Genomic DNA, 22,139 nt, shown 5'->3' with positions numbered 1-22,139 from the left:
GCCGGTGGATATGCTAAAATATAATGAATCAGAAATTGAAAAAAGTTCAAGAATCCCAAAGCTGATTGAGCATTTATATGCCAAGCTTCCGGAAATTGAGGCAGATAGAGCGATAATCCTTACAAGGATTTATAAAGAGACAGAGAGTGAGCCGATTATAATAAGGCGCGCAAAGGCTTTTCTCGCTATTTGCGAGGAGCTTCCTATCACAATAAGACCGGACGAGCTGATAGTGGGAAGCAACAGCAAAGCGGCAAGAGGCTGTCAGGTATTTCCAGAGTATTCCTATGAGTGGCTGGAACAGGAATTTGATACGGTGGAGACAAGAAGTGCAGACCCATTTTATATTTCAGAGGAGACGAAGCAGGACCTTCATGAGGTATATCGTTACTGGAAGGGAAAGACAACAAGCGAGCTTGCAACTTCCTATATGGAAAAAGAAACGCTCATGGCGATAGAGCACAATATATTTACGACGGGCAACTATTTTTACAACGGAATCGGACATCTGACCGTGCAGTATGAAAAAGTGTTGGCAATTGGCTACAGAGGAATCATAGCCGAGGCGCAGGAGGCACTGAACAAGCTTCATGTAGGAGATGGCGATTACGGAAAACGTGCGAGATTTTTGGAAGCTGTCATCATGAGCTGCAAGGCTGCAATCAAATATGCGCAGCGATATGCACAGCTTGCAATTGATATGGCACAGGAGTGCCCGGATAAAACGAGAAAAAGAGAACTGATTACAATTGCACAAAACTGTGCAAACGTACCGGAATATGGGGCAACAAGCTTTTATGAGGCATGTCAGTCTTTTTGGTTTGTTCAGCTTTTGCTTCAGGTTGAATCAAGCGGACATTCCATTTCGCCGGGACGCTTTGACCAATATATGTATCCTTTTTACAAGAAGGATATCGAGGAAGGCAAAATTACGAGAGAGTTCGCGCAGGAGCTGATGGACTGCATCTGGGTTAAGTTAAATGACTTAAACAAAGTGCGTGACGCAGGCTCTGCGGAGGGCTTTGCGGGCTACAGCCTTTTCCAGAATCTGATTGCAGGCGGTCAGGACGAAGAAGGTAATGACGTTACCAATGATTTATCCTTTATGTGCATTGAGGCTTCCATGCATGTGAATCTTCCGGCACCGTCCTTGTCTGTGCGTGTGTGGAATGGAACACCGGATGAATTTATGATAAAGGCAGCGACGCTCACCCGTACAGGTATCGGACTTCCGGCTTATTACAATGATGAGGTTATTATCCCCGCACTCGTAAATCGTGGTGTTTCACTGAAAGATGCGAGAACGTACAATATTATCGGCTGTGTGGAGCCGCAGAAGGCAGGTAAAACAGACGGCTGGCATGACGCTGCTTTCTTTAATATGCTGAGACCTCTGGAGATGGTATTTTTCAACGGCTATGACAACGGAGAAAAGATCGGTCTGCAGACAGGCGATGTTGCAGAGATGAAGACGTTTGAAGAATTTTATACGGCGTACAAGGAGCAGATGAAGTATTTTATCGGGCTTATGGTAAATGCAGACAATGCGATTGATTTAGCCCATGCACAGAGATGCCCGCTCCCGTTTCAGTCCAGTATGGTAGAGGATTGTATCAGAAGAGGAAAGTCTTTGCAGGAGGGTGGAGCTATTTATAATTTCACCGGACCACAGGGATTTGGAATTGCAAATATGACGGATTCTCTATGGGCAATCAAGAAGCTGGTATTTGAGGAGAAAAAACTGACGCTTACAGAGTTTAAGAAAGCGATTGAGGATAACTTTGGAAAGGGTATGCCAAAGGATAAGGCTGCATTTATTACAGAGAAGGTTGCAGAGGAACTTATTAAGGCAGGACAGAACGTGAACGAGGAGCAGATTGCCGATATCTATAAGATGGTAATTGCCGGCAATGTTTCGGAGGAAGCGAAGAAAAAATATGATACGCTTCTTGCATGGATTGAGGAGCTTCCGAAATATGGAAATGACGTGGAGGAAGTGGATTTGTTTGCAAGAGATGTTGCATACACCTATACAAAGCCGCTTGAGAATTATAAAAACCCTCGCGGTGGACAGTATCAGGCTGGTTTATATCCGGTATCCGCAAACGTTCCGCTTGGGGCGCAGACGGGGGCGACACCGGATGGACGACTGGCAAATACCCCAATCGCAGACGGTGTAGGACCGGCAGCGGGAAGAGATGTAAAGGGTCCGACAGCGGCAGCTAATTCCGTTGCAAAGCTTGACCATTTTATCGCGTCAAACGGAACATTGTTCAATCAAAAGTTCCATCCGTCAGCACTTAGCGGGACAAAGGGACTTCAAAACTTTGTTTCATTTATAAGAGCATTTTTCGATGAAAAGGGAATGCATATGCAGTTTAATGTGGTGAGCCGTGAAACGCTCTTAGATGCGCAGGCACACCCTGAAAATTATAAAAATCTGGTAGTCCGTGTTGCGGGATACAGTGCGCTGTTTACGACACTTTCAAGGTCCTTGCAGGACGATATCATCAACCGGACCACACAGGGCTTTTAATTGGAGGAACTATGCAACAGGATTATTTAAAGATAAAGGGCAGAATATTTGATATCCAACGATATTCCATTCACGATGGTCCCGGAATCAGAACGATTGTATTTCTAAAGGGCTGCGCCCTGCGCTGTAAATGGTGCTGCAATCCTGAGTCGCAGAGCTTTGAGGCAGAGACGATGAAGGTGAAGGGTCAGGATAAGCTGATTGGGCGTGATGTAACGGTGGAAGAGGTGCTTGAGGAGGTAATGCGAGATGCGCATTACTACAGCCGTTCAGGCGGAGGTCTTACTCTGTCAGGTGGAGAATGCCTGTTACAGCCGGAATTTTCAGCGGCACTTTTGCGAGCTGCAAAGGATAGGGGGCTTCATACAGCCATAGAGTCAACAGCGATTGTAGAATTTGAGGAAATTGAGAAATTACTGCCGTATCTTGATTTATTTTTGATGGATATCAAGCATTTGGATACGGAGAAACATAAAGAGTTTACCACGCAGCCGAATAAGCATATTTTGGAAAATGCGATGAGAATTGCGATGAGCGATCAGCATTTGATTATAAGAGTGCCGGTGGTGCCTACGTTTAATGATACAGCGAAGGAGATAAGGGCAATAGCGGAGTACGCGAAGGTTTTGCCGGGAGTGGAGGAGCTGCATTTGCTTCCTTATCATAGACTTGGCAGTGACAAATATGAGGGCTTGGATCGAAATTATGAGTTGAAAAATATAGAGCCTCCAACCAATGAGCGCATGCAGATTCTGAAAGAAGAGGCAGAAAAAACAGGCTTAAGGGTTCAGATTGGAGGCTGATTTATCAGAAGTTAAGAAGCGGCAGTATTTTTGCAAGTCGTTCTTGCTCGGCTTGTGACATATCTTTTTTCAGAACTTCGATGATTAGTTGTGTTTCTTCTTTTGTGAAATTTAAACCGTTTGAATTTGATTGTCTGGATGCTGCCATGAGAAATGGCAGCATTTCGTTCATTCCTTTACCGTTTGCCTGCGTCATGAGCTGTTGCAGCATCATCATTTTCTGTGCATCGATATTTTTAAAGGCATCATTGTTCATCCATTGATTTGAGTCCATTTTTTCCTCCAATTATTTTGAATTAAACATAAGTGAATAGGTTTCAAACATTTTCTGCTGATCTGGTGTCAAAAGCTCCTTCATACTTTGGAATGCATTGCCTGAATTTGGCTGTGATACATTGTCGCCGCCAAAATCCCGATGATAGGTACGGTATAATTGGAATGCATTGAAATAATTAATAATCATATTAACGGTTTCCTGTTCCTTACCTGTGCAGACAGCTTTGATGTCATTTAACATATCCATTGGGTTTTTACTGCCTTCACTTTGAGCAGTGATGCCGATACCGGCATCTGGTCGTTGAAATAGAGACACGGTTTCCGCCAGCTCAGAAGCTTTTACGAATACAGACATGGCACGCTGTCCAGAATTATTGATGTAAGGGATAGCTGCCTTTATAATTTCTAACTGGTGAGACTGGGTCGCACTGTCAAATATTGTTCTTGCTCCGGTGTTTTCATTTGCCATATGTTGTCCTCCCCTTTTAAAATAGGTTCTAAAAAATCATATTCTAATAAAAAGGATAATATGACAGGAATGAGAAATAAATCATATATTATATCGTAAGCAAAATGATAACGGAGGCAAGCAAGATGGGTAATAAGATCGTCATTGAAGAAAATACCATCTATGAAGTAGATGAGGAATGCATAAAAAAGATGGAAAGGCAAAGAATAGTTATGGAAGAAAGAAAAAGCAGAGCAAGAGGTAATAATTTAAATAGAGGGAGAAAGTCCTGACAATAAAAATGCATTCCAGAACGGAATGCATTTTTATCAGAAATTATGGAACTTAGCAGAAAGAACGTCCACAGCCGCTGTTGCCATTACCGGAACAGCAAAGAAGTAAGATGATAATTAAGAGACAGCTATCATTACCGCCGCATCCATCATTACCAAAGCCTCCTCCTAGACCATTTCCGCCGCAGAGACAAAGCAGTAGGATAATCCAGATAATGGAACCACATCCGCTGTTGTCATTACATCCGCAGTTTGTTGCAGCTAAATCACTCATTTAATTTCCTCCAATAATTTGATTACACTTAATAATATGTAGCCATGTTTGTACTTGTTGACACAAATAATAAAAATAAAAGTAAAAATGATAATAAAAGAATTAAAACTTTCTTGAAAAGAAAAGTTCCAAGAAATATATGCTATAATAAATAGTATTAAAATAATGATTTGCTTTGTAATACAAAAGATAGGAGGGGCTTTATGTCTTATGAAGTATTGGAAAACTTGATTCGAAGCAGCAGTAATCTTGTCTGCATGTGTGGACTGGGAATGTATAAAGAAAACGGGTATAGAAACTTTAGGGAAGATGAAGAAGCTTATGAAATAGAAATGAGCTATGGATATTCTCCGGAAGAGTTATTTAGCTCTACGTTTTTTCACACAAGGACAGAACTGTTTTACAAATATTACAAAGATAGTATGTTGCAGTTGGATATCATACCGAATAAAAGCTTTGAGGCTCTGGCAAAGCTGGAGGATATGGGAAAGCTGAAATGTACGGTTACAAGAAGCGTACACGGTGCACTGGAGGAGGTAGGCTGCAGGAAGGTAGTAAATATGCTGGGGACGATTACCGATAATACCTGTCCAAGATGCCACAAAAAATATCCGGTGGAGTTTATCAAAAACAGCAGAAAGGTTCCTCTCTGTGAGCGCTGTAATGCGACCATACGTCCCGGTGTTACCTTGATTGGGGAAATGATAGCCAATTCGGCTATCACGGAGGCAGCGACCGCAATTGGCAATGCAGACACCTTGCTTGTGCTTGGGTGTAATATCAACGTACTTTTAGCAGAAAAGTTTTTGCAGTATTATAATGGTGATAATCTGATTTTAATTACCAAGGAAAAGCATTATACGGATAAGCTGGCGGATTATGTGATACATGAAGCGGTGGAGGATGTACTCCCTCGGGTAGTCGACCGGCTGCTGGTACTAAATTAAAAAGTGTGAGCAAAGTTCACACTCTGCGCCCATAATATTTTTAATATCATAGGAATTTCTTAGTATGTAAAAAACGAGCTGTCGCAGTTAAAATGCGACAGCTCGTTTTATATGCACGGTTACAGCCTTTTAGAAAAACTTAATTTGCACTAGGCATGGATTTGAATTTGCTTGCCTTATAATTTGGAATTATTTTTTTCCAACTGCTTTTACCGATTATTTTGAGTGCAAATTTTGTTACGCTTGCAGAGCTTGGGGTGTCCATATATTTGTATACGGACCATGCATATTTTTTTGTATATGCCTCCTCAACCCAGCCCGGTCTGTTGGTCCATAGACCAAGATTCAAACCGTCTCTGGTTTCAACGACATTGTCGACGTGGCGAGAGAGAATAAAAGCGTCAATCATTGAGTCGAATTCAGCAAGGTAGTATGCATATGCCATTGCGGCAGCCTGTGTCTTTTCACCGTATGGGGAGGCAGAGGTAAAGCCCTGCTCCGATAAAATAATTCTTGTATTTTTACCGTAATGCTTCTTGATATATTTGGACAGTACGGAAATGTTGTAAATGGAAATCACAGGTGAATTCTCATTATTGTTTGATAAGCCGTTTGCATTTCTCCAGAACCGAGGGTCCGTTAAAGGAGAAGGATAAGCGTGGTATGCAAGGTTCCAGCTGATATCTCCGGACTCGCTTAAAAGAGAATCAAACTTTGCCAGAAATTCCTTTGCGCTAAAGGTAGATGAATTGCTTATATTCCAGCACTGGTCCAAAGAAACGTACAATCTGGCATTACTGTACTTGCTTTTGATAGCGGTGTAAGCGAGGCGATAGGAATCAACATATATCTGCGTATACTTTGACAGGTTGCTTGTGCCTGCATAATTCCATGCATCAAAGCTGTTTACTTCATTTCCAATAATCCAGTTTACCACTTTTCCGTTTCCGTCATCGGTTGCATAACGCTCGCCAAGAAATGCGAAGGTTGCTTCCAACTGTTCCCTTGCCGCTTTGGATGAAGTGTTAAAGGCATAGTAATTATGCCCCTTTTCTCTGCCCGAAGGGGTAATCAGGTAGGTCAAATCATCTCGCCAGCCAAGTAAAACAATGGCGGTCACAACAATATCTTGATTCTCCAATTGACGAAACAGGGAATCGTAGGCAGCGACCATACCTTTTCGAAACCAGTAGGTTTTTCCGTTGTATTCGTAGTCGATACCGGAGCGATAATTGTTTTCGCCCGGTGCTGCAATAATCATATCAATCGGTATATTAAAAGCTGAATTTTTAACGCCTAAGTCTTTTACGTCATTTAACATATCGGCATTAATCTGCAGCCCCTTTTTGGTGGATGCCTTCGGAAAAGAGTAGGTAAAATTGGCAACATTTTGAGGATTTGTAATATATTTTCCTTTGCTTATAATCTGATAGCCGGAGCTTACCTTAACCGCAATAACAAACTTAGAGTGGAGCAAGCTGTTTGATGCGTTGAGATTGAGCGGAGTCGTAAAGTTAAAGGAAGTACTTTTTACGACCTTTCCAAGGGGAGTTGCATTTTTGGCAACCTTTTTTGTGTAGGAAGGAAGGGAAAACAGGTAGTAATAGTTATCCTTACTCTTAATTATGTCTTTTGTTTTCGCTGATATTTTTACATTGCTTGTGCCGGATATCTTGACGCTTTTTATCGTGGCGGATGTACTGGTCGCCTTTGCTTCAGACAGCCCCTTTTTAATTGTCAGTTTTTTTATTTTACTATAATTGCTGTATACTTTATTTCCGGTCGAATCAAAAGCATAGCTGCGCACCCTTACATAATAAGTCTTGCCCTTGACAAGACTGCCGGCAGTAAATGAGGTCTTAGCCGTTTCAACAACAATTGCTTTTGTTTTTGCGTTTTTGTTGGTACTGTAGGACACTTCGTAACCTGCAATATTTTTTACGGATTTTAAAGTGATTTTCATCTTTGACTTAGATGAATTCTTTAAACTCTTAATTGTCGGTTTTGCAGGAGCTACCTTGGTCCAGCGGGCTGTCAGCGTTAAATCAGACGAGACCGGAGTGTTAAAATTATATGGCGTATTGCCGTAATACCAGTTATCAAATAAGTAACCTGACTTGGAAGGCGCTTTGGGAGAGGTTGCAGCGATGCCTGAGGAAACCGTTTGTGAGGAAACACTGCTTCCCCCGTCACTGTTAAAGGAGATTGTATAAGTGACAGGAATGTTTGCGGAGGTTTGGGCAGGAACAACTTCGGGAGCGGTATTCCCCTGAGTTTGGGTATCTTGCGTAACTTCTGCTTCGTCGGAAGACGGAGTGATTTCCAAGGTAAAAGTAACCGCCTGTAAAGCCTCATTGGGGGCCTCATTTAGATAGCTGTAGGTTATGGAGGTTTCTTCTGTGTTTTCTTCCAGAGTTAACGTGTTTTCCAAGGTAAGGGTGCCGTTAGACCAGTCGCTTGTTTTGGATAAATCTAAAAGCGGGAGGGCGGATAAATCAAGGGCATTGCCGCTTGCTTCAACTTCGTAAACATTGTCAGAACACTCAAGCACAGCAAGAGAGATACAGCCGCTCAAATTCAAGCTATAGAGCTTATTGTTGCTGCAATAAAGCTCTGTGAGGTTAGTGAGCTGCTCACAGGAAAGCTGTTCTAATTCATTATTGTTGGAATATATCCCTCTCAGTAACACTAATGAGTTTAAATCAGCAGTGTGAACGGCATTATCCTCAAAATTTAAATAGACTAAATTTTGAAAATAAGTAATTCCGCTTAGGTCCGAAATGTTTTTTTGAGGCATGTAAAGATAAGTAATGCTGTTTACTTCTTCCGGTGTTAAAACAGAATCTCCATCCGAGTCAAAGCTTTCCCTGACATATTCCAAAAACGAAGAGTCGGGAAAATTTGTTGCATTAATCTCAATGCCGTCAGAAATTTCAGCAGAGGAGACAAGCGTAAAATCAACATAAGCATCCTCAAGGAGCGGTGCACTTACCGCATAACGATATGTAATTAAGACAGGGGAGTCTGTATCAGAAACGGTCAGAGTACTCCCTTCGATTGCTGTGTTTTCAGACCAGTCAGAAGTTAGGTCAAGGTTAAAATCCTTCAAAGCTGATAAATCAAAAGAATTATCTTCATCAACAGAAATAGCCAGAGCATTATTCTTGCATTCGAAGGAAAGAAGAGCAGTACACTTGCTTAGATCTAAAGTGGTCAGATAATTGTAGGAGCAGTCAAGAACTGTCAGGCTTGTCAAAGTATCAACAGAAAGTGTTTCGAGCTTATTTCCCGCACAGTATAAATAAAGTATGCCGGTAAAATATTCAAGCCCTGTCAGGTCTTTGATTCCGAGATAGGAAACATCAAGACTTTCCACCTGTGCAATTTCATTTGCGGACAATCGGTTATTATCGTCAATATCAAAATGCTCTGTTACATAAGTGCGAAAGATAGCATCTGGGAATGTTTCCTCATCAATCTCAAGCGCCTGATCCTCTGTTTCTTTGATAGAGCTATCGTTGGCATCAGAGATGGCAGGGATTTCATCTGTATCAGAAATGCTTGCATCGGTTTTGTCGGAAAGGGAAGCATTGTCTTCTTCGGTGGTGATGCTGGAGGAATTTTCCTCTGTAAGAGAAGGGCTATCCTCGTTTAGGCCGGTGCCCGGCACAGAACTTAAATCAGAATCATCTGCGGATGGCTCTAAGGTATCAAAAGAATTCGTATTTTCAGAAATATCAGAGGCCTCAGAAAGGGATGCTGCATGTACGGATGACAGATTTGGTACCATGACGGCTTCGCCGATAAGGCAGAGTAGTAATAACAAGGTGATTAGTTTCTTAAAAAGTGGTTTGTGAAATAGATTATTCATAGTGTCCTCCCCGTTGTATTTTGTAATTCATCTAAATAATTATAATATGATTTACACATAATTTCCATAAAAAGACTGTAATATTTATTTTAGAACAAAAAAGGCTGACAAATGAAATCGTAAGGTTGAATTTTCGGTCAGATATGTTATAGTTATAACATAGGGCATTTTTAAGAAAAATAATAAACAAAGAGGAGAGCTGAGGATGAAAAAAGTACTGAAGACGCTTCTGCTTTTGCTTTGTTCACTGGTGATTTTTACCGCGCTGCCTGTACAAGCTACGGGTGAGACGACAGATGGACAGACGACAGAGCAAACAGCACCAACCACGGTATTTACGACGAAAAACGGGAAAACATACTATTATATAAATGGTGTGAAGCAAAAAGGCTGGCAGGTGGTTGAACAAAAGACGTATTATTTTAACAGCAAGGGTATCATGCAGATTGGCTGGCAGACCATTGATGACAAAACCTACTATTTCGACAATAGCGGAGTGATGCAGACCGGGCTGGTTAAAATAGGAAAAAAGACGTATTATTTTAACGGCAAAGGTGCTATGCAGACCGGCTTAAAAAAGGTAAGCGGAAAATATTATTATTTTGACGGCAAGGGTGTTATGAAGACCGGCTGGCAGACAATTAAAGATAAAAAGTATTATTTTGACAGTACCGGAGTGATGCAGACCGGCTTGAAAAAAATAGGCAAGAAGACATATTACTTTAGCAGCAAGGGAGTAATGCAGACCGGCTTAAAAAAAGTAAGCGGAAAATATCATTATTTTGACAGCAAGGGTCGAATGAAGACCGGCTGGCAGACGATTAACAGCAAAAAATATTATTTTGACAGCACAGGAGTGATGCAGACGGGCTTGAAAAAAATAGGTAAGAAGACGTATTACTTTAGCAGTAAGGGAGTAATGCAGACCGGCTTAAAGAAGGTAAGCGGCAAAACCTATTATTTCAGCAAAAAAGGTGTGATGCAGACTGGCATCCAAAAGATAAGCGGAAAATCTTATTATTTTGACAGCACAGGCGTGATGCAGACCGGCTTCCAAAAAATAGGCAAAAAAACCTATTATTTTAATAAAAAAGGCGCGATGCAGACCGGTTTCCAAAAGATAAGCGGAAAGACTTACTATTTTAATAGTAAAGGTGTCATGAAGACCGGTTTCCAGACCATCAGTAAAAGTACATATTATTTTGATTCAACCGGCGTGATGAAGACCGGTTGGCAGACCATCAACGGTTTGAAATATTATTTTGGTTCAAACGGTAAAATGGTTAAAAACACAACAAAAACAATTGGCGGCATATCTTATACCTTTGATAAAAATGGTGTTTGTGCAAGTGATCTATACGTAAACGGCGTAAAAATGCATGCGCAATATAAAACGGATCCGAAGGTAAGTGAGGAACAGCTCTTGGCAGCAATCATTTACTGTGAGGCAGGAGGAGAAAAAGACTATCCTCTCGTTGGCAGCATCAATGGTTCCAATGTTAAGGTTTACAAGGGACAGCTTGCGGTAGGCTATGTTATTGCAAATCGATTGACAAGTAATCTGGGATACAAAGAAGTGATTTATCAATATAATCAGTTTGAACCTGCAAGAACGGGTGTTTTGACGAAATATTTAAATAATCCTAATTTAGTGTCAACAGAGTGCAAAAATGCAGCAAAGATTATTTTAAATGATGTGAGCAAGAAGCAAAACAGCGTATCAAGTTTTAAGCGTTCTGATTTTAAATGGAAAAATTTCTGGGCAAAATCTTACGCGAATACGACGAACTTCTTCAGCGTATACAACGAAAATGAATACGAGAGTATTCAGGGACATGTATTTTTCAATTATACAAAGGTAATATCAAAATAGAATGTAGGGGTGTTGCGGGCTTCAAAAGGTGTTTCGCACATATTCCAAGACAAGAGACTGCCGGGGTAAGCGAGCTTCCCCCGGCAGTCTCTTGTTTATACCACAGAAAATTGCTTTGATAAGTTTATTGTTCAAATTGTACTTAAATAAATACAATTTTGACAAAAAAACAATATTTTATCTGAAATTCTGTCTGAAATCGTAGCTATTAGTAAATACTATAGTAAAATTACTTTACAATAATTGGGTTTGGGTATAAAATTATATATGAAGTGACCAATACAAGGAGGATTCATGATGAACAGAAAAATGAAAACAATGGACGGAAATACAGCCGCGGCTCATGTGTCATATGCATATTCTGACGTTGCAGCGATATATCCAATCACTCCATCATCAACGATGGCAGAATTAGTCGATCGTTGGTCAAATGATGGTCTGAAAAATATTTTCGGCGAGCAGGTTCTGGTACAGGAAATGCAATCTGAAGCAGGTGCAGCAGGAGCCATCCACGGCTCATTGGCAGCAGGAGCTTTAACGACTACCTTTACTGCTTCACAGGGATTATTATTAATGGTTCCAAATATGTACAAGATTGCAGGTGAATTACTTCCATGTGTAATTAACGTATCTGCAAGAGCGCTTGCAACTCATGCGTTATCTATCTTCGGAGACCATTCCGACGTATATGCATGTAGACAAACCGGTTTCGCAATGCTTGCTTCTTCAAGTGTTCAGGAAACGATGGATTTAAGTCCGGTTGCTTATTGTGCGGCTTTAAAGGGAAAAGTGCCATTCTTAAATTTCTTCGATGGATTTAGAACTTCCCATGAATTACAAAAAATTGAAGTCTGGGATTATAAGGATTTAGCTGAAATGGTTGATTATGATGCAATCGATGCATTCAGAGCTCATGCACTTAATCCGAATCATCCTTGCCATAGAGGTTCTGCTCAGAACCCTGATGTTTTCTTCCAGGCAAAGGAAGCTGCTAACGAATATTACAACAAACTGCCTGCAGTTGTTGAAGAATATATGGCAAAAGTAAATGCAAAAATTGGTACAGACTATGGTTTGTTCAATTATTACGGACCGAAAGATGCAGAGCATGTTATCATTGCGATGGGATCTGTTTGTGAGACAATCGAAGAGACAATTGACACTTTGGTTGCAGCAGGACAAAAAGTCGGCGTTATCAAAGTAAGACTTTACAGACCGTTCAGCACAGAGCACTTCTTGGCTACAATTCCTGATACTGTTAAGAAAATCAGCGTATTAGACAGAACAAAAGAGCCGGGTGCAATCGGTGAGCCATTATACTTAGATGTTGTGGCAGCGTTAAGAAATACAAAATTCAAAGATATTCCTGTATTTAAGGGAAGATACGGCTTGGGCTCAAAGGACACAACTCCTGCTCAAATTAAAGCTGTTTATGATAACAATGAAAAAGAAAGCTTCACAATCGGTATCGTGGATGATGTGACAAATCTGTCCCTGACAGTGGATAACAGCTTTGATTCCTCAAGCGATAAAATTAAGAGCTGTAAGTTCTGGGGCTTAGGCGCTGACGGTACAGTAGGTGCAAATAAGAACTCCATTAAGATTATCGGTGATAACACAGATCAGTATGCACAGGCATATTTTGACTATGATTCAAAGAAATCAGGCGGTGTTACGGTATCTCATTTAAGATTTGGAACAGAGCCGATTCGTTCTACTTATTTAGTAAATAAGGCTAACTTTGTAGCATGTCATAATCCTTCTTATATTCATAAATTTAACATGGTAGAGGATTTGAAAGACGGTGGAACATTCCTTTTGAACTGTAGCTGGACTCCAGAAGAGCTTGAGACGGAAATTCCTGCTCATGCAAAAAGATATCTTGCACAGCATAATATTAATTTCTACACAATCGATGGTATTAAGTTAGGTAAGGAAATCGGACTTGGCGGACGTATCAATACAATTCTTCAGTCTGCATTCTTTAAACTGGCTCAGATTATTCCGGTTGAGGATGCGATTGGATATATGAAAGCAGCAGCAAAATATTCCTACGGCAAAAAAGGTGATGCGATTGTTAACATGAACTATCAGGCAATCGAGCGCGGTGCAGAGGAAGTTGTAAAGATTGAAATCCCGGCATCATGGGCTGATGCAAAGGATAACGATTCTGATGATGTAAAGGTTGAAGGAAGAAAAGAAGTAGTTGATTTTGTTAAGACAATTCAGGCAAAAGTAAATAAGGTTGACGGAAATTCTCTCCCTGTTTCAGCTTTTGTAGATTATGTTGACGGTTCAACACCATCCGGAACATCCGCATACGAAAAACGCGGTATCGCAATTGACGTTCCTACATGGAAGCCAGAAAACTGTATTCAGTGTAACTTCTGTTCCTATGTTTGCCCTCACGCTGTTATCAGACCGGTAGCAATGACAGAGGAAGAAGCAGCAAATGCTCCTAAGGATATGAAGATGTTACCGATGACAGGAATGGATACATTTAAATTTGCAATCACCGTATCCGCATTGGATTGTACAGGCTGTGGTTCTTGTGCAAATGTATGTCCGGGCAAGAAGGGTGAAAAGGCACTTGTTATGAACCCGCTTGAAACTCAGGTTCATGAGCAGGAAATGGCAAAATATGCATTGGAAGTTGGCACGAAGCAGGAGGTTATTGATAAATTCAAACCTACTACTGTAAAGGGAAGCCAGTTCAAGCAGCCGTTGCTTGAGTTCTCAGGAGCTTGTGCAGGCTGTGGTGAGACACCTTATGCGAAGCTGGTAACTCAGTTATTCGGAGACAGAATGTACATTTCAAATGCAACAGGCTGTTCTTCTATCTGGGGTAACTCTTCACCGTCAACACCTTACACAGTAAATAAGGATGGCTGTGGACCGGCTTGGTCAAACTCATTATTTGAGGATAACGCTGAGTTTGGTTACGGTATGAAGCTGGCTCAGATAGCATTGAGAAAGAGCTTGAGAAGCAAGATTGAAGCATTAGGAGCAGATACCAAGGATGCTGTGTTAGCGGAAGCTGCTAAAAAATATGTAGATACCTTTGAGTTAGGTGCAGAAAATGCAGTAGCAACGGCTGAGTTAATCAGTGCACTTGAAAAAGAAGGAAGCGAAGCAGCGAAGGAAATCTTATCCAAGAAAGACTTCGTCTCCAAGAAATCCCAGTGGATCTTCGGTGGTGACGGCTGGGCTTATGATATCGGCTTCGGCGGCTTAGACCATGTTATTGCAAGCGGACAGGATGTAAATATCTTGGTATTTGATACAGAGGTATATTCCAATACAGGCGGACAGTCTTCTAAAGCAACTCCTCTTGGAGCAGTCGCACAGTTTGCGGCAGGCGGAAAGGCTGTTGGAAAGAAAGATCTTGCACAGATTGCTATGAGCTACGGCTATGTATATGTAGCACAGATTTCACAGGGCGCTGATATGAACCAGTGTATCAAAGCAATGAACGAGGCTGAAAGCTACAATGGACCATCCATTATCATCGCTTATGCTCCATGTATCAACCACGGTATCAAGGGTGGTATGACAGCAGCACAGACTGAGGAGAAGAAGGCAGTAACTTCAGGCTATTGGAACTTATTCCGTTTTGACCCAAGATTAAAGGCAGAAGGAAAGAATCCGTTCATGCTTGACAGCAAGGCTCCAACGACAAGCTACCAGGAATTCTTGGCAAACGAAGTTCGTTACAGCTCTTTGATGAAGCAGAATCCGGAGAGAGCACAGGTATTGTTCGATCAGGCTGAAAAACAGGCAGCAAATAAGTTTGAACATTTGACAAGACTTGTAAAGCTTTATGATAGTGCTGAATAATATTTAATAAAAAGGCCAAGTCCCTCAGTAAAGAGGGACTTGGCTATTTTTGTATAAACAGAAAAAATAAACCTCCGGCTATGCCGGTGGTCCCACGGTTTTGCTTTAGCTTCAAGCAAAAAACCTCCTATGTTATAATAATTGCGGGTTTAGCCAACCACAAAAAAGACATAGGAGGTATCCAAAATGGATATGAATAGTTTAGCCCATACTAAATGGGAATGCAAGTATCATTTGGTATTTGCACCAAAATACAGAAGACAGATAGTATATGGAAAAATTAAAGCAGATATTGCTCAAATATTAAGTACATTATGTAAGCGTAAAGGAATAGAGATAATGGAAGCAGAATGTTGTGTGGATCATATTCACATGTTAGTTAGAATACCACCCAAATATAGTGTGTCTGAAATAATGGGATATCTAAAAGGAAAAAGTTCACTGATGATATTTGAAAGACATGCTAATCTAAAATATAAGTATGGAAATCGCCATTTTTGGTGTAGAGGATATTATGTAGATACGGTAGGAAAAAATACAAAGAAGATACAAGAATATATTGCAAATCAATTGAAAGAAGATCATGAATCGGATCAAATGACATTGAATGAATATATAGACCCGTTCACGGGTGAGCCAGTACAAAAAAGCAAGAAGTAGTCCCTGAAAGGGAAGCTAGGGAATAAAGCTATAATGAAAGGCTCAAGGAGCTTGCAGGAGTAAGGAGGCAATAAAAAAGGCCCTTTAGGGCTGCCTGAGAAGGAAGTGCGGTTGGCAAAACCATCAGGCGCCTCCGGGCGCAAGCAGGGAATAGACCCTTACAGGGTCAGAGCAAGCCACCGGCTAAGCCGGTGGTCTTGACTTTGCTATGCAAGACACTTTCTTACAATATTTATTATTTATAGTAAAAAATAATATTGTGTGATATAATGAGCAAGAATTTTATATTTTGAAAATTAGGAGGCAAACATGTTTAAAGAAGACTATGTGATGAAGATGATACATGAGCTGGTGAAAACGGTTTTAAAGCTTATGTTTCATATTGATAACGTTGACGATACGATAGTGTTGGAAAATGAAGCTGCCAATGAATTATATAAAAAGCTTATGGGATTGACAAAGGAATATAAGATAAATGATGCAGAAAATTTTCTGTATGAAAATTTAGATGAAAATAATATGGAGGAGCTGAAAGCGGCTCTGCTGTTTTATGAACAGCTCAATTATTTAAGTGATGATGACTTGGAAAATGCTGACTTTTCAAGGGAAGAGATAAAGGACGGAATACAGGTGGTTTTGGAGAGATTTGGCTGTGAAGGAATTGCCGGCGCATTTTAAAGACGTGACTTTTGACTCTTGAAATTGGATAGGCATTGGAGTAAAATTGAGAATACCAAAATGGACGTGTGCTTTTAGTTGTGTAGGAGATAATTATGAAAAAGTATATAAAGATGATACCCGTTGTATTTATGATAGCGCTGCTGGTAGGTTGCCAGAGCAGGGAAACCTTGCAGGAAACTGTGGAAGCAGCAGACGTTGAAGTGAGAAAAGATGCGGCGAATGTGGAAGAGGTATCCATTGAAAAGGATAAGATAAGTATTCAGTATCCGAAGCTTGTGAATTTATCCGATACAAAGATAGAGGAGAAGTGGAACCGGATTATTGAGGATAAAATCACCAAGGACTTGGAATTACTGACCGATAATGATGTTTACAGTCTGTCCTATGAGGTGGCTACGAATACAGCAGAAGAGCTGTCTTTGAAGCTGATAGGAAGCTGTTATTATGACGGAGCAGAGCAGCCACTCAACTTTATTTATACATATAACATATCGCTGACAACAGGAGAAAGCCTTCGTCTGTCTGACCGTACAGATGTTGCGAAGCTGGCAGCACAGATTTATAATGGAACCGGATTTTCGACGGAAGATGGTAAAATGGAGGCGTTTATGCAGTATATTTACAGCGCCTTTGAAAATGAGGAGCTTTTGGCGGAAATGCTGGCGAATTTTGACTATAGTGAGGAAGCAGAAGAAGCTCCGTATGGATATTCCTTTTATGAAGGCAATAAACTTTGGCTGTGTATTGAAGTGCCGCATGATTTAGGCGATTATATAATATTGACGTTGGACGAGAAGTAGAAAAAGATACTTTGCAGGCTAAACTGCAACATTAGAAGGAACAATATGAAAATAGAAAATAATATGATTGGCAAAATCAGGTTAAACTATAATGAATTTAGCAAAGGGCAAAAAAAGCTGGCAAATTACATTCTGGAGAATTATGACAAAGCCGTTTTTTTGACGGCAACGAAGCTTGGCAAGGAAGTTGGAGTCAGCGAATCTACTGTGGTTCGTTTTGCAATGAGTCTGGGCTATAAGGGTTATCCGCAGTTTCAAAAAGCAATGGAAGAGCTGGTTAGCACAAGACTGGGTAAAATTGAAAAGATGGAGGTCACCTACGGTCATAACAGCCAGTCTCAGATAGTGAAAAATGTGCTGACTGCTGATATGGAAAAAATTAAACATACGATGGAACATATGGACTCCAAAGCATTTGAGCTGGCGGTAGATACTCTGATACAGGCAAAAAGAGTATACATCATCGGCTTGCGAAGCTGTGCGCCTTTGGCAAGCTTTTTGAGTTTTTACCTGAATATGGTTTTGGATGATGTTTTGCAGATTAATACGAACAGTACAACGGAATTATTTGAGCAGATGATGCATATCGGAAAAGAGGATGTCATTGTGGGAATCAGTTTTCCGAGGTATTCCATGCGAACCTTAAAGGCACTTGAATTTGCGAATAACAGAAATGCGAAGGTAATCACGCTGACGGATGATATTCACGCTCCGATTAACCTGTATTCCTCCTGTAATCTCGTTTCCAAGAGCGATATGGTATCCATTGTCGATTCGCTGGTGGCACCGCTTAGTGTTATCAATGCTGTGGTGGTTGGAATCTGTATGAAGCAAAAAAATAAAGTAATCCATAATTTGGAAGAGCTGGAAACAATATGGAATGAATATCAGATTTATAACAATGATGAGATGAATTATATGGGAAACCACTTGATGGATGAATTTGGATTGGGAGAACAGGATGAGTAGAGTTTTAATTGTCGGCGGCGGGGCTGCCGGAATGTTTGCTGCCGTATTTGCAGCAAAAAACGGAAATGAAGTGACTATTTTTGACGGAAATGAGAAGCTTGGCAAAAAGCTTTTTATCACAGGCAAGGGAAGATGTAATATTACGAATGCCAGCGATATGGAAACGTTATTTGAAAATGTAATTTCAAACCAGAAATTTTTATATAGTGCGTTTTATGGATATAATAATTATGATGTCATCGATTTTTTTGAAGAACTTGGAGTAAAGACAAAAATTGAGAGAGGAAACCGGGTATTTCCTGTTTCTGATCATTCCTCGGACGTCATACAGGCGCTCACAAGAGAACTTCAAAAGTTGTCAGTGGAAATCTACCTGAAAACAAAAGTGAAATCGTTGATTATAGAGGATGGACAGGCAAAAGGAGTAAAGCTGGAAAACGGAAAGAGCATACATGGAGAGCATGTCATTGTGGCGACGGGTGGATTGTCCTATCAGACAACCGGTTCGACCGGAGCAGGCTATGAGTTTGCCAGGGCAGCAGGACATACTGTGACACGTCTGACCCCTTCCTTGGTGCCATTTAGGACGAAAGAGGCATTTGTAAAAGATTTGCAAGGTTTGTCCCTGAAGAATGTAAAAGCGACGCTCTATGACGCTGAGAAGCAGCTTTACAGTGATTTTGGAGAAATGCTGTTTACCCATTTCGGTGTGAGCGGACCTCTTATACTCAGTGCCAGCAGCCTCGTGGCGGATAAGATAAAGAAAAATAACCTTCGGCTTGTCATAGACTTAAAGCCTGCGTTGACGGAAGAGCAGCTTGATAACCGTATCCTGCGGGAATTTGAAACATATAGAAATAAGCAGTTTAAAAATGCGGTGGCAAGTCTGTTTCCGGCAAAACTGCTCCCTATTATGATAGAGCTGAGTAAAATCAATCCTGATAAAAAGGTGAATGAAATCAGCAAGGAAGAAAGGATGGCATTTGTCCTTTTGATTAAGAACATGGAATTGACCCTGACCGGTCTGTGCGATTATAATCAGGCTATTATCACAAAGGGCGGTGTTACGGTCAAGGAAATCAATCCGTCCACGATGGAATCAAAGCTGGTGAGCGGACTGTATTTTATCGGGGAAGTATTGGATTTAGATGCCCTGACAGGCGGATTTAATCTGCAGATTGCCTGGTCTACCGCTTATGCGGCAGGAAGCAATATCTGGTAATACATGAAAAAGCAAAGGAAAGAGGATAACAATGAGTTTTAGTATAGCGATTGATGGACCGGCAGGCGCCGGAAAAAGTACAATAGCAAAGGAAATAGCAAAAAGACTGGGCTATATTTATGTGGATACGGGAGCCATGTACAGAGCGATGGCACTTTTTATCATACAAAAGGATATCAAACCGGAGGAGGAGGAAAAAATAAGCCTCGCCTGTAAGGATGCGGATATCACAATTGAGTATGAAAAGGGGGAACAACTGGTTATATTAAATGGTGAGAACGTGACACCTTTTATCCGCTCGGAGGAAGTGGGGAATATGGCATCTGCAAGTGCTTCGAACAGGAATGTGAGATTAAAGCTTGTAGACCTTCAGCGCGAGCTTGCGGCAAAAACAAATGTCATTATGGACGGCAGAGATATCGGGACATACGTGCTGCCAAAGGCGAATGTAAAAGTATTTTTGACTGCCAGCTCAAAAGTTAGAGCAAAACGTAGATATGAGGAGTTGACGCAGAAGGGATTGTCCTGTAATATAGAAGAGATAGAGAGTGATATCATTGAGAGAGACAGAAGAGACAGCACAAGAGAATTTGCACCGCTTCGGCAGGCAGATGACGCTGTTCTCATCGATTCCTCAGATATGACGGTTGAGGAAGTAATCAACGCGATTATCAATTTGGTAAAATAAAAAGACGGAGGAAATAGATGGAAGTAGTATTGGCAAAGACAGCAGGTTTTTGCTTTGGCGTAAAAAGAGCTGTTGATACCGTATATGAACATGTAGACAAAGGAAGCATCTATACCTATGGACCGATTATTCACAATGAAGAGGTTGTCAAGGATTTGGAGAAAAAAGGTGTCAAGGTTATCAATACAGAAGAAGAGTTAAAGGCAGTGAAAGACGGAACTGTCATTATCCGTTCCCATGGCACGGCAAAGAAGATTTATGATATTCTGGAAGAAAATAACATTGATTATGTGGATGCCACCTGTCCTTATGTTAAAAAAATTCATAAAATAGTAAACAAACGCGGCAGTGAAGGTTATGAGATTGTCATCATAGGCAATACAAAACATCCGGAAGTAGAGGGAATCAAAGGTTGGTGCTCCTCTAAGGTCACGGTAATTGAAAACGCTGAGCAGGCTGAAAATTATACGGCAGAAGAGAAACAAAAAGTATGTATTGTGTCCCAAACGACATTTAACTACAATAAATTTAAAGATTTAGTTGAAATTATTTCGAAAAAGGGTTATGATATAATTGTTTTAAATACGATTTGCAGTGCGACGGAAGAGAGACAAGCAGAAGCCAGTCGAGTTGCAAGTCAGGTTGAGGCTATGATTGTCATAGGAGACAAGCACAGTTCCAATACGCAAAAGTTATATGAAATTTGTAATGAAGAATGTGAAAATACTTACTATATACAGACACTAGATGACTTGGATACGCAGTCCTTGCAGTTCTTTGGTAGCGTAGGTATTACAGCAGGGGCTTCAACCCCAAATAATATTATTGAGGAGGTTCATTCAAATGTCAGAAATGAGTTTTGAAGAAATGCTTGAACAATCATTGAAAACAATACGAACAGGGGAGGTAGTTGAAGGCACTGTTATTGATGTCAAGGAAGATGAAATCATCTTAAATATAGGTTACAAGTCAGATGGAATTATCACCAGAAACGAATACACAAATACCCCTAACGTAGATTTGACAACTGTTGTATCTGTAGGAGATACAATGGAAGTAAAGGTTTTAAAAGTAAATGACGGCGAAGGACAGGTTTTATTAACTTATAAGAGACTTGCAGCCGAAAAGGGAAGTAAGAGATTAGAGGAAGCATTCAATAACAATGAAGTATTGAAAGCAAAGGTTGATAAAGTATTAGACGGCGGATTAAGCATTGTTGTGGATGAAGCAAGAGTATTTATTCCGGCAAGCTTAGTATCAGACAGCTATGAGAAAAATCTTGCAAAATATGCAGGAGAGGAAATCGAATTCGTTATCAGCGAGTTCAATCCTAAGAAGAGAAGAATTATCGGTGACCGCAAGCAGTTATTAGTTGCGAAAAAGAGCGAGTTACAGAAAGAATTATTTGAAAAGATTAAAGTTGGCGACGTAGTAGAAGGAACAGTAAAGAATGTAACAGATTTTGGTGCATTTATCGACTTAGGTGGAGCTGACGGATTACTTCACATTTCAGAAATGTCATGGGGAAGAGTTGAAAATCCAAAGAAAGTATTTAAGGTTGGAGATACCGTTAAGGTTCTTATTAAAGAAATCAGCGGAGATAAAATTGCTCTTAGTCTTAAATTCGCAGATACAAATCCTTGGCTTCATGCAGCTGAAAAATATGCGGTTGGAACAATCGTAAAAGGTAAAGCAGCAAGAATGACTGATTTTGGTGCATTTGTTGAATTGGAAGCAGGTGTAGATGCGTTACTTCATGTATCACAGATTTCAAAAGAGCACGTTGAAAAGCCAGCCGATGTTTTAAAGGTAAATCAGGAGATTACAGCGAAGGTTGTAGACTTTAATGCAGAGGAGAAGAAAATCAGCTTAAGCATTAAGGCTTTAGATGAGGATTCAGAAGAAGCTTCTGACAATGCAGAAGAAGGAACAGAAGAATAATTTTATAGTGAGATTGTAAT

18 protein-coding genes are annotated in these 22,139 nt (G+C 40.6%); 14 read left to right on the top strand and 4 right to left on the bottom strand.

Translation table 11 applies throughout. From position 1 onward, the window contains the following. Positions 1-10: 10 nt before the first annotated feature. Both CTY48_RS10405 and CTY48_RS10400 read left to right on the top strand, forming a co-directional pair. Complete coding sequence (locus CTY48_RS10405) at positions 11-2,536, top strand: glycyl radical protein (protein WP_331463163.1); 2,526 nt, start codon at positions 11-13, stop codon at positions 2,534-2,536. Positions 2,537-2,547: 11 nt separating this feature from the next. Beyond that, entirely contained in the window at positions 2,548-3,339 is a 792-nt protein-coding gene (locus tag CTY48_RS10400) for a glycyl-radical enzyme activating protein (RefSeq protein ID WP_099468428.1), read from the top strand. A gap of 4 nt (positions 3,340-3,343) precedes the next feature. On the opposite strand, the gene CTY48_RS10395 is transcribed toward CTY48_RS10400, so the two are convergent. Together CTY48_RS10395 and CTY48_RS10390 are read right to left on the bottom strand one after the other, a co-directional pair. Continuing rightward, complete coding sequence (locus CTY48_RS10395; protein ID WP_099468427.1) at positions 3,344-3,613, bottom strand: hypothetical protein; 270 nt, start codon at positions 3,611-3,613, stop codon at positions 3,344-3,346. 12 nt (positions 3,614-3,625) lie between these two features. Next, positions 3,626-4,084, bottom strand: a complete 459-nt coding sequence (locus CTY48_RS10390) for a hypothetical protein (RefSeq protein ID WP_099468426.1) — start codon at positions 4,082-4,084, stop codon at positions 3,626-3,628. Between the two features lie 125 nt (positions 4,085-4,209). Here CTY48_RS10390 and CTY48_RS19700 point away from each other — a divergent pair, with 125 nt between their 5' ends. Beyond that, positions 4,210-4,356 (top strand): hypothetical protein, encoded by a 147-nt coding sequence (locus tag CTY48_RS19700; protein WP_180272704.1) that lies wholly within the window; start codon positions 4,210-4,212, stop codon positions 4,354-4,356. 52 nt (positions 4,357-4,408) lie between these two features. Here the strand turns inward: CTY48_RS19700 and CTY48_RS10385 are convergent, their stop codons facing one another. After that, positions 4,409-4,630 (bottom strand): chorion class high-cysteine HCB protein 13, encoded by a 222-nt coding sequence (locus tag CTY48_RS10385; protein ID WP_099468425.1) that lies wholly within the window; start codon positions 4,628-4,630, stop codon positions 4,409-4,411. A gap of 203 nt (positions 4,631-4,833) precedes the next feature. Here CTY48_RS10385 and CTY48_RS10380 point away from each other — a divergent pair, with 203 nt between their 5' ends. Next, on the top strand, positions 4,834-5,577 hold the full coding sequence (locus CTY48_RS10380; protein ID WP_099468424.1) for a Sir2 family NAD-dependent protein deacetylase: 744 nt from the start codon (positions 4,834-4,836) through the stop codon (positions 5,575-5,577). Positions 5,578-5,716: 139 nt separating this feature from the next. Here CTY48_RS10380 and CTY48_RS10375 read toward each other — a convergent pair whose 3' ends face one another. Further along, on the bottom strand, positions 5,717-9,448 hold the full coding sequence (locus CTY48_RS10375) for a DUF5722 domain-containing protein (RefSeq protein ID WP_099468423.1): 3,732 nt from the start codon (positions 9,446-9,448) through the stop codon (positions 5,717-5,719). 205 nt (positions 9,449-9,653) lie between these two features. Here CTY48_RS10375 and CTY48_RS10370 point away from each other — a divergent pair, with 205 nt between their 5' ends. From CTY48_RS10370 to rpsA, 10 genes are all read left to right on the top strand, one after another. After that, a complete protein-coding gene (locus tag CTY48_RS10370; RefSeq protein WP_099468422.1) occupies positions 9,654-11,321 on the top strand; it encodes a cell wall hydrolase in 1,668 nt (555 codons plus the stop codon). 297 nt (positions 11,322-11,618) lie between these two features. Beyond that, positions 11,619-15,158, top strand: a complete 3,540-nt coding sequence (gene nifJ / locus CTY48_RS10365; RefSeq protein WP_099468421.1) for a pyruvate:ferredoxin (flavodoxin) oxidoreductase — start codon at positions 11,619-11,621, stop codon at positions 15,156-15,158. A 186-nt stretch (positions 15,159-15,344) separates the two neighbouring features. Beyond that, positions 15,345-15,818 carry an IS200/IS605 family transposase gene (gene tnpA / locus CTY48_RS10360; RefSeq protein ID WP_099466475.1) on the top strand — a complete coding sequence of 158 codons (474 nt, stop codon included), beginning with the start codon at positions 15,345-15,347 and terminating at the stop codon, positions 15,816-15,818. Between the two features lie 309 nt (positions 15,819-16,127). Continuing rightward, positions 16,128-16,496: a DUF6483 family protein gene (locus CTY48_RS10355; protein WP_099468420.1), complete on the top strand. Its 369-nt coding sequence runs from the start codon at positions 16,128-16,130 to the stop codon at positions 16,494-16,496. Positions 16,497-16,591: 95 nt separating this feature from the next. Further along, a complete protein-coding gene (locus CTY48_RS10350; RefSeq protein WP_099468419.1) occupies positions 16,592-17,299 on the top strand; it encodes a hypothetical protein in 708 nt (235 codons plus the stop codon). A gap of 45 nt (positions 17,300-17,344) precedes the next feature. Then, the gene (locus CTY48_RS10345) at positions 17,345-18,268 is read left to right on the top strand and encodes a MurR/RpiR family transcriptional regulator (protein ID WP_099468418.1); all 924 of its coding nucleotides are present in this window, start codon (positions 17,345-17,347) and stop codon (positions 18,266-18,268) included. Further along, the gene (locus CTY48_RS10340) at positions 18,261-19,490 is read left to right on the top strand and encodes a BaiN/RdsA family NAD(P)/FAD-dependent oxidoreductase (RefSeq protein WP_099468417.1); all 1,230 of its coding nucleotides are present in this window, start codon (positions 18,261-18,263) and stop codon (positions 19,488-19,490) included. The genes CTY48_RS10345 and CTY48_RS10340 overlap by 8 nt, the downstream gene beginning before the upstream one ends. 31 nt (positions 19,491-19,521) lie before the next feature. After that, positions 19,522-20,178, top strand: a complete 657-nt coding sequence (gene cmk / locus CTY48_RS10335) for a (d)CMP kinase (protein ID WP_099468416.1) — start codon at positions 19,522-19,524, stop codon at positions 20,176-20,178. Between the two features lie 17 nt (positions 20,179-20,195). Beyond that, entirely contained in the window at positions 20,196-21,041 is an 846-nt protein-coding gene (gene ispH, locus CTY48_RS10330; RefSeq protein ID WP_099468415.1) for a 4-hydroxy-3-methylbut-2-enyl diphosphate reductase, read from the top strand. Next, the gene (gene rpsA, locus CTY48_RS10325) at positions 21,022-22,119 is read left to right on the top strand and encodes a 30S ribosomal protein S1 (protein WP_099468414.1); all 1,098 of its coding nucleotides are present in this window, start codon (positions 21,022-21,024) and stop codon (positions 22,117-22,119) included. The genes ispH and rpsA overlap by 20 nt, the downstream gene beginning before the upstream one ends. The last annotated feature ends 20 nt before the right edge of the window (positions 22,120-22,139 follow it).

Source organism: Konateibacter massiliensis, from assembly GCF_900184995.1.
Lineage (GTDB): Bacteria > Bacillota > Clostridia > Lachnospirales > Lachnospiraceae > Lachnotalea > Lachnotalea massiliensis.
This window is presented reverse-complemented; position numbering and strand designations above follow the sequence as displayed.

Coding starts and splice junctions, on each gene's coding strand:
- CTY48_RS10405 (WP_331463163.1), top strand. CDS start 11: ATGCTAAAATATAATGAATCAGAAATTGAAAAAAGTTCAAGAATCCCA.
- CTY48_RS10400 (WP_099468428.1), top strand. CDS start 2,548: ATGCAACAGGATTATTTAAAGATAAAGGGCAGAATATTTGATATCCAA.
- CTY48_RS10395 (WP_099468427.1), bottom strand. CDS start 3,613: ATGGACTCAAATCAATGGATGAACAATGATGCCTTTAAAAATATCGAT.
- CTY48_RS10390 (WP_099468426.1), bottom strand. CDS start 4,084: ATGGCAAATGAAAACACCGGAGCAAGAACAATATTTGACAGTGCGACC.
- CTY48_RS19700 (WP_180272704.1), top strand. CDS start 4,210: ATGGGTAATAAGATCGTCATTGAAGAAAATACCATCTATGAAGTAGAT.
- CTY48_RS10385 (WP_099468425.1), bottom strand. CDS start 4,630: ATGAGTGATTTAGCTGCAACAAACTGCGGATGTAATGACAACAGCGGA.
- CTY48_RS10380 (WP_099468424.1), top strand. CDS start 4,834: ATGTCTTATGAAGTATTGGAAAACTTGATTCGAAGCAGCAGTAATCTT.
- CTY48_RS10375 (WP_099468423.1), bottom strand. CDS start 9,448: ATGAATAATCTATTTCACAAACCACTTTTTAAGAAACTAATCACCTTG.
- CTY48_RS10370 (WP_099468422.1), top strand. CDS start 9,654: ATGAAAAAAGTACTGAAGACGCTTCTGCTTTTGCTTTGTTCACTGGTG.
- nifJ (WP_099468421.1), top strand. CDS start 11,619: ATGAACAGAAAAATGAAAACAATGGACGGAAATACAGCCGCGGCTCAT.
- tnpA (WP_099466475.1), top strand. CDS start 15,345: ATGGATATGAATAGTTTAGCCCATACTAAATGGGAATGCAAGTATCAT.
- CTY48_RS10355 (WP_099468420.1), top strand. CDS start 16,128: ATGTTTAAAGAAGACTATGTGATGAAGATGATACATGAGCTGGTGAAA.
- CTY48_RS10350 (WP_099468419.1), top strand. CDS start 16,592: ATGAAAAAGTATATAAAGATGATACCCGTTGTATTTATGATAGCGCTG.
- CTY48_RS10345 (WP_099468418.1), top strand. CDS start 17,345: ATGAAAATAGAAAATAATATGATTGGCAAAATCAGGTTAAACTATAAT.
- CTY48_RS10340 (WP_099468417.1), top strand. CDS start 18,261: ATGAGTAGAGTTTTAATTGTCGGCGGCGGGGCTGCCGGAATGTTTGCT.
- cmk (WP_099468416.1), top strand. CDS start 19,522: ATGAGTTTTAGTATAGCGATTGATGGACCGGCAGGCGCCGGAAAAAGT.
- ispH (WP_099468415.1), top strand. CDS start 20,196: ATGGAAGTAGTATTGGCAAAGACAGCAGGTTTTTGCTTTGGCGTAAAA.
- rpsA (WP_099468414.1), top strand. CDS start 21,022: ATGTCAGAAATGAGTTTTGAAGAAATGCTTGAACAATCATTGAAAACA.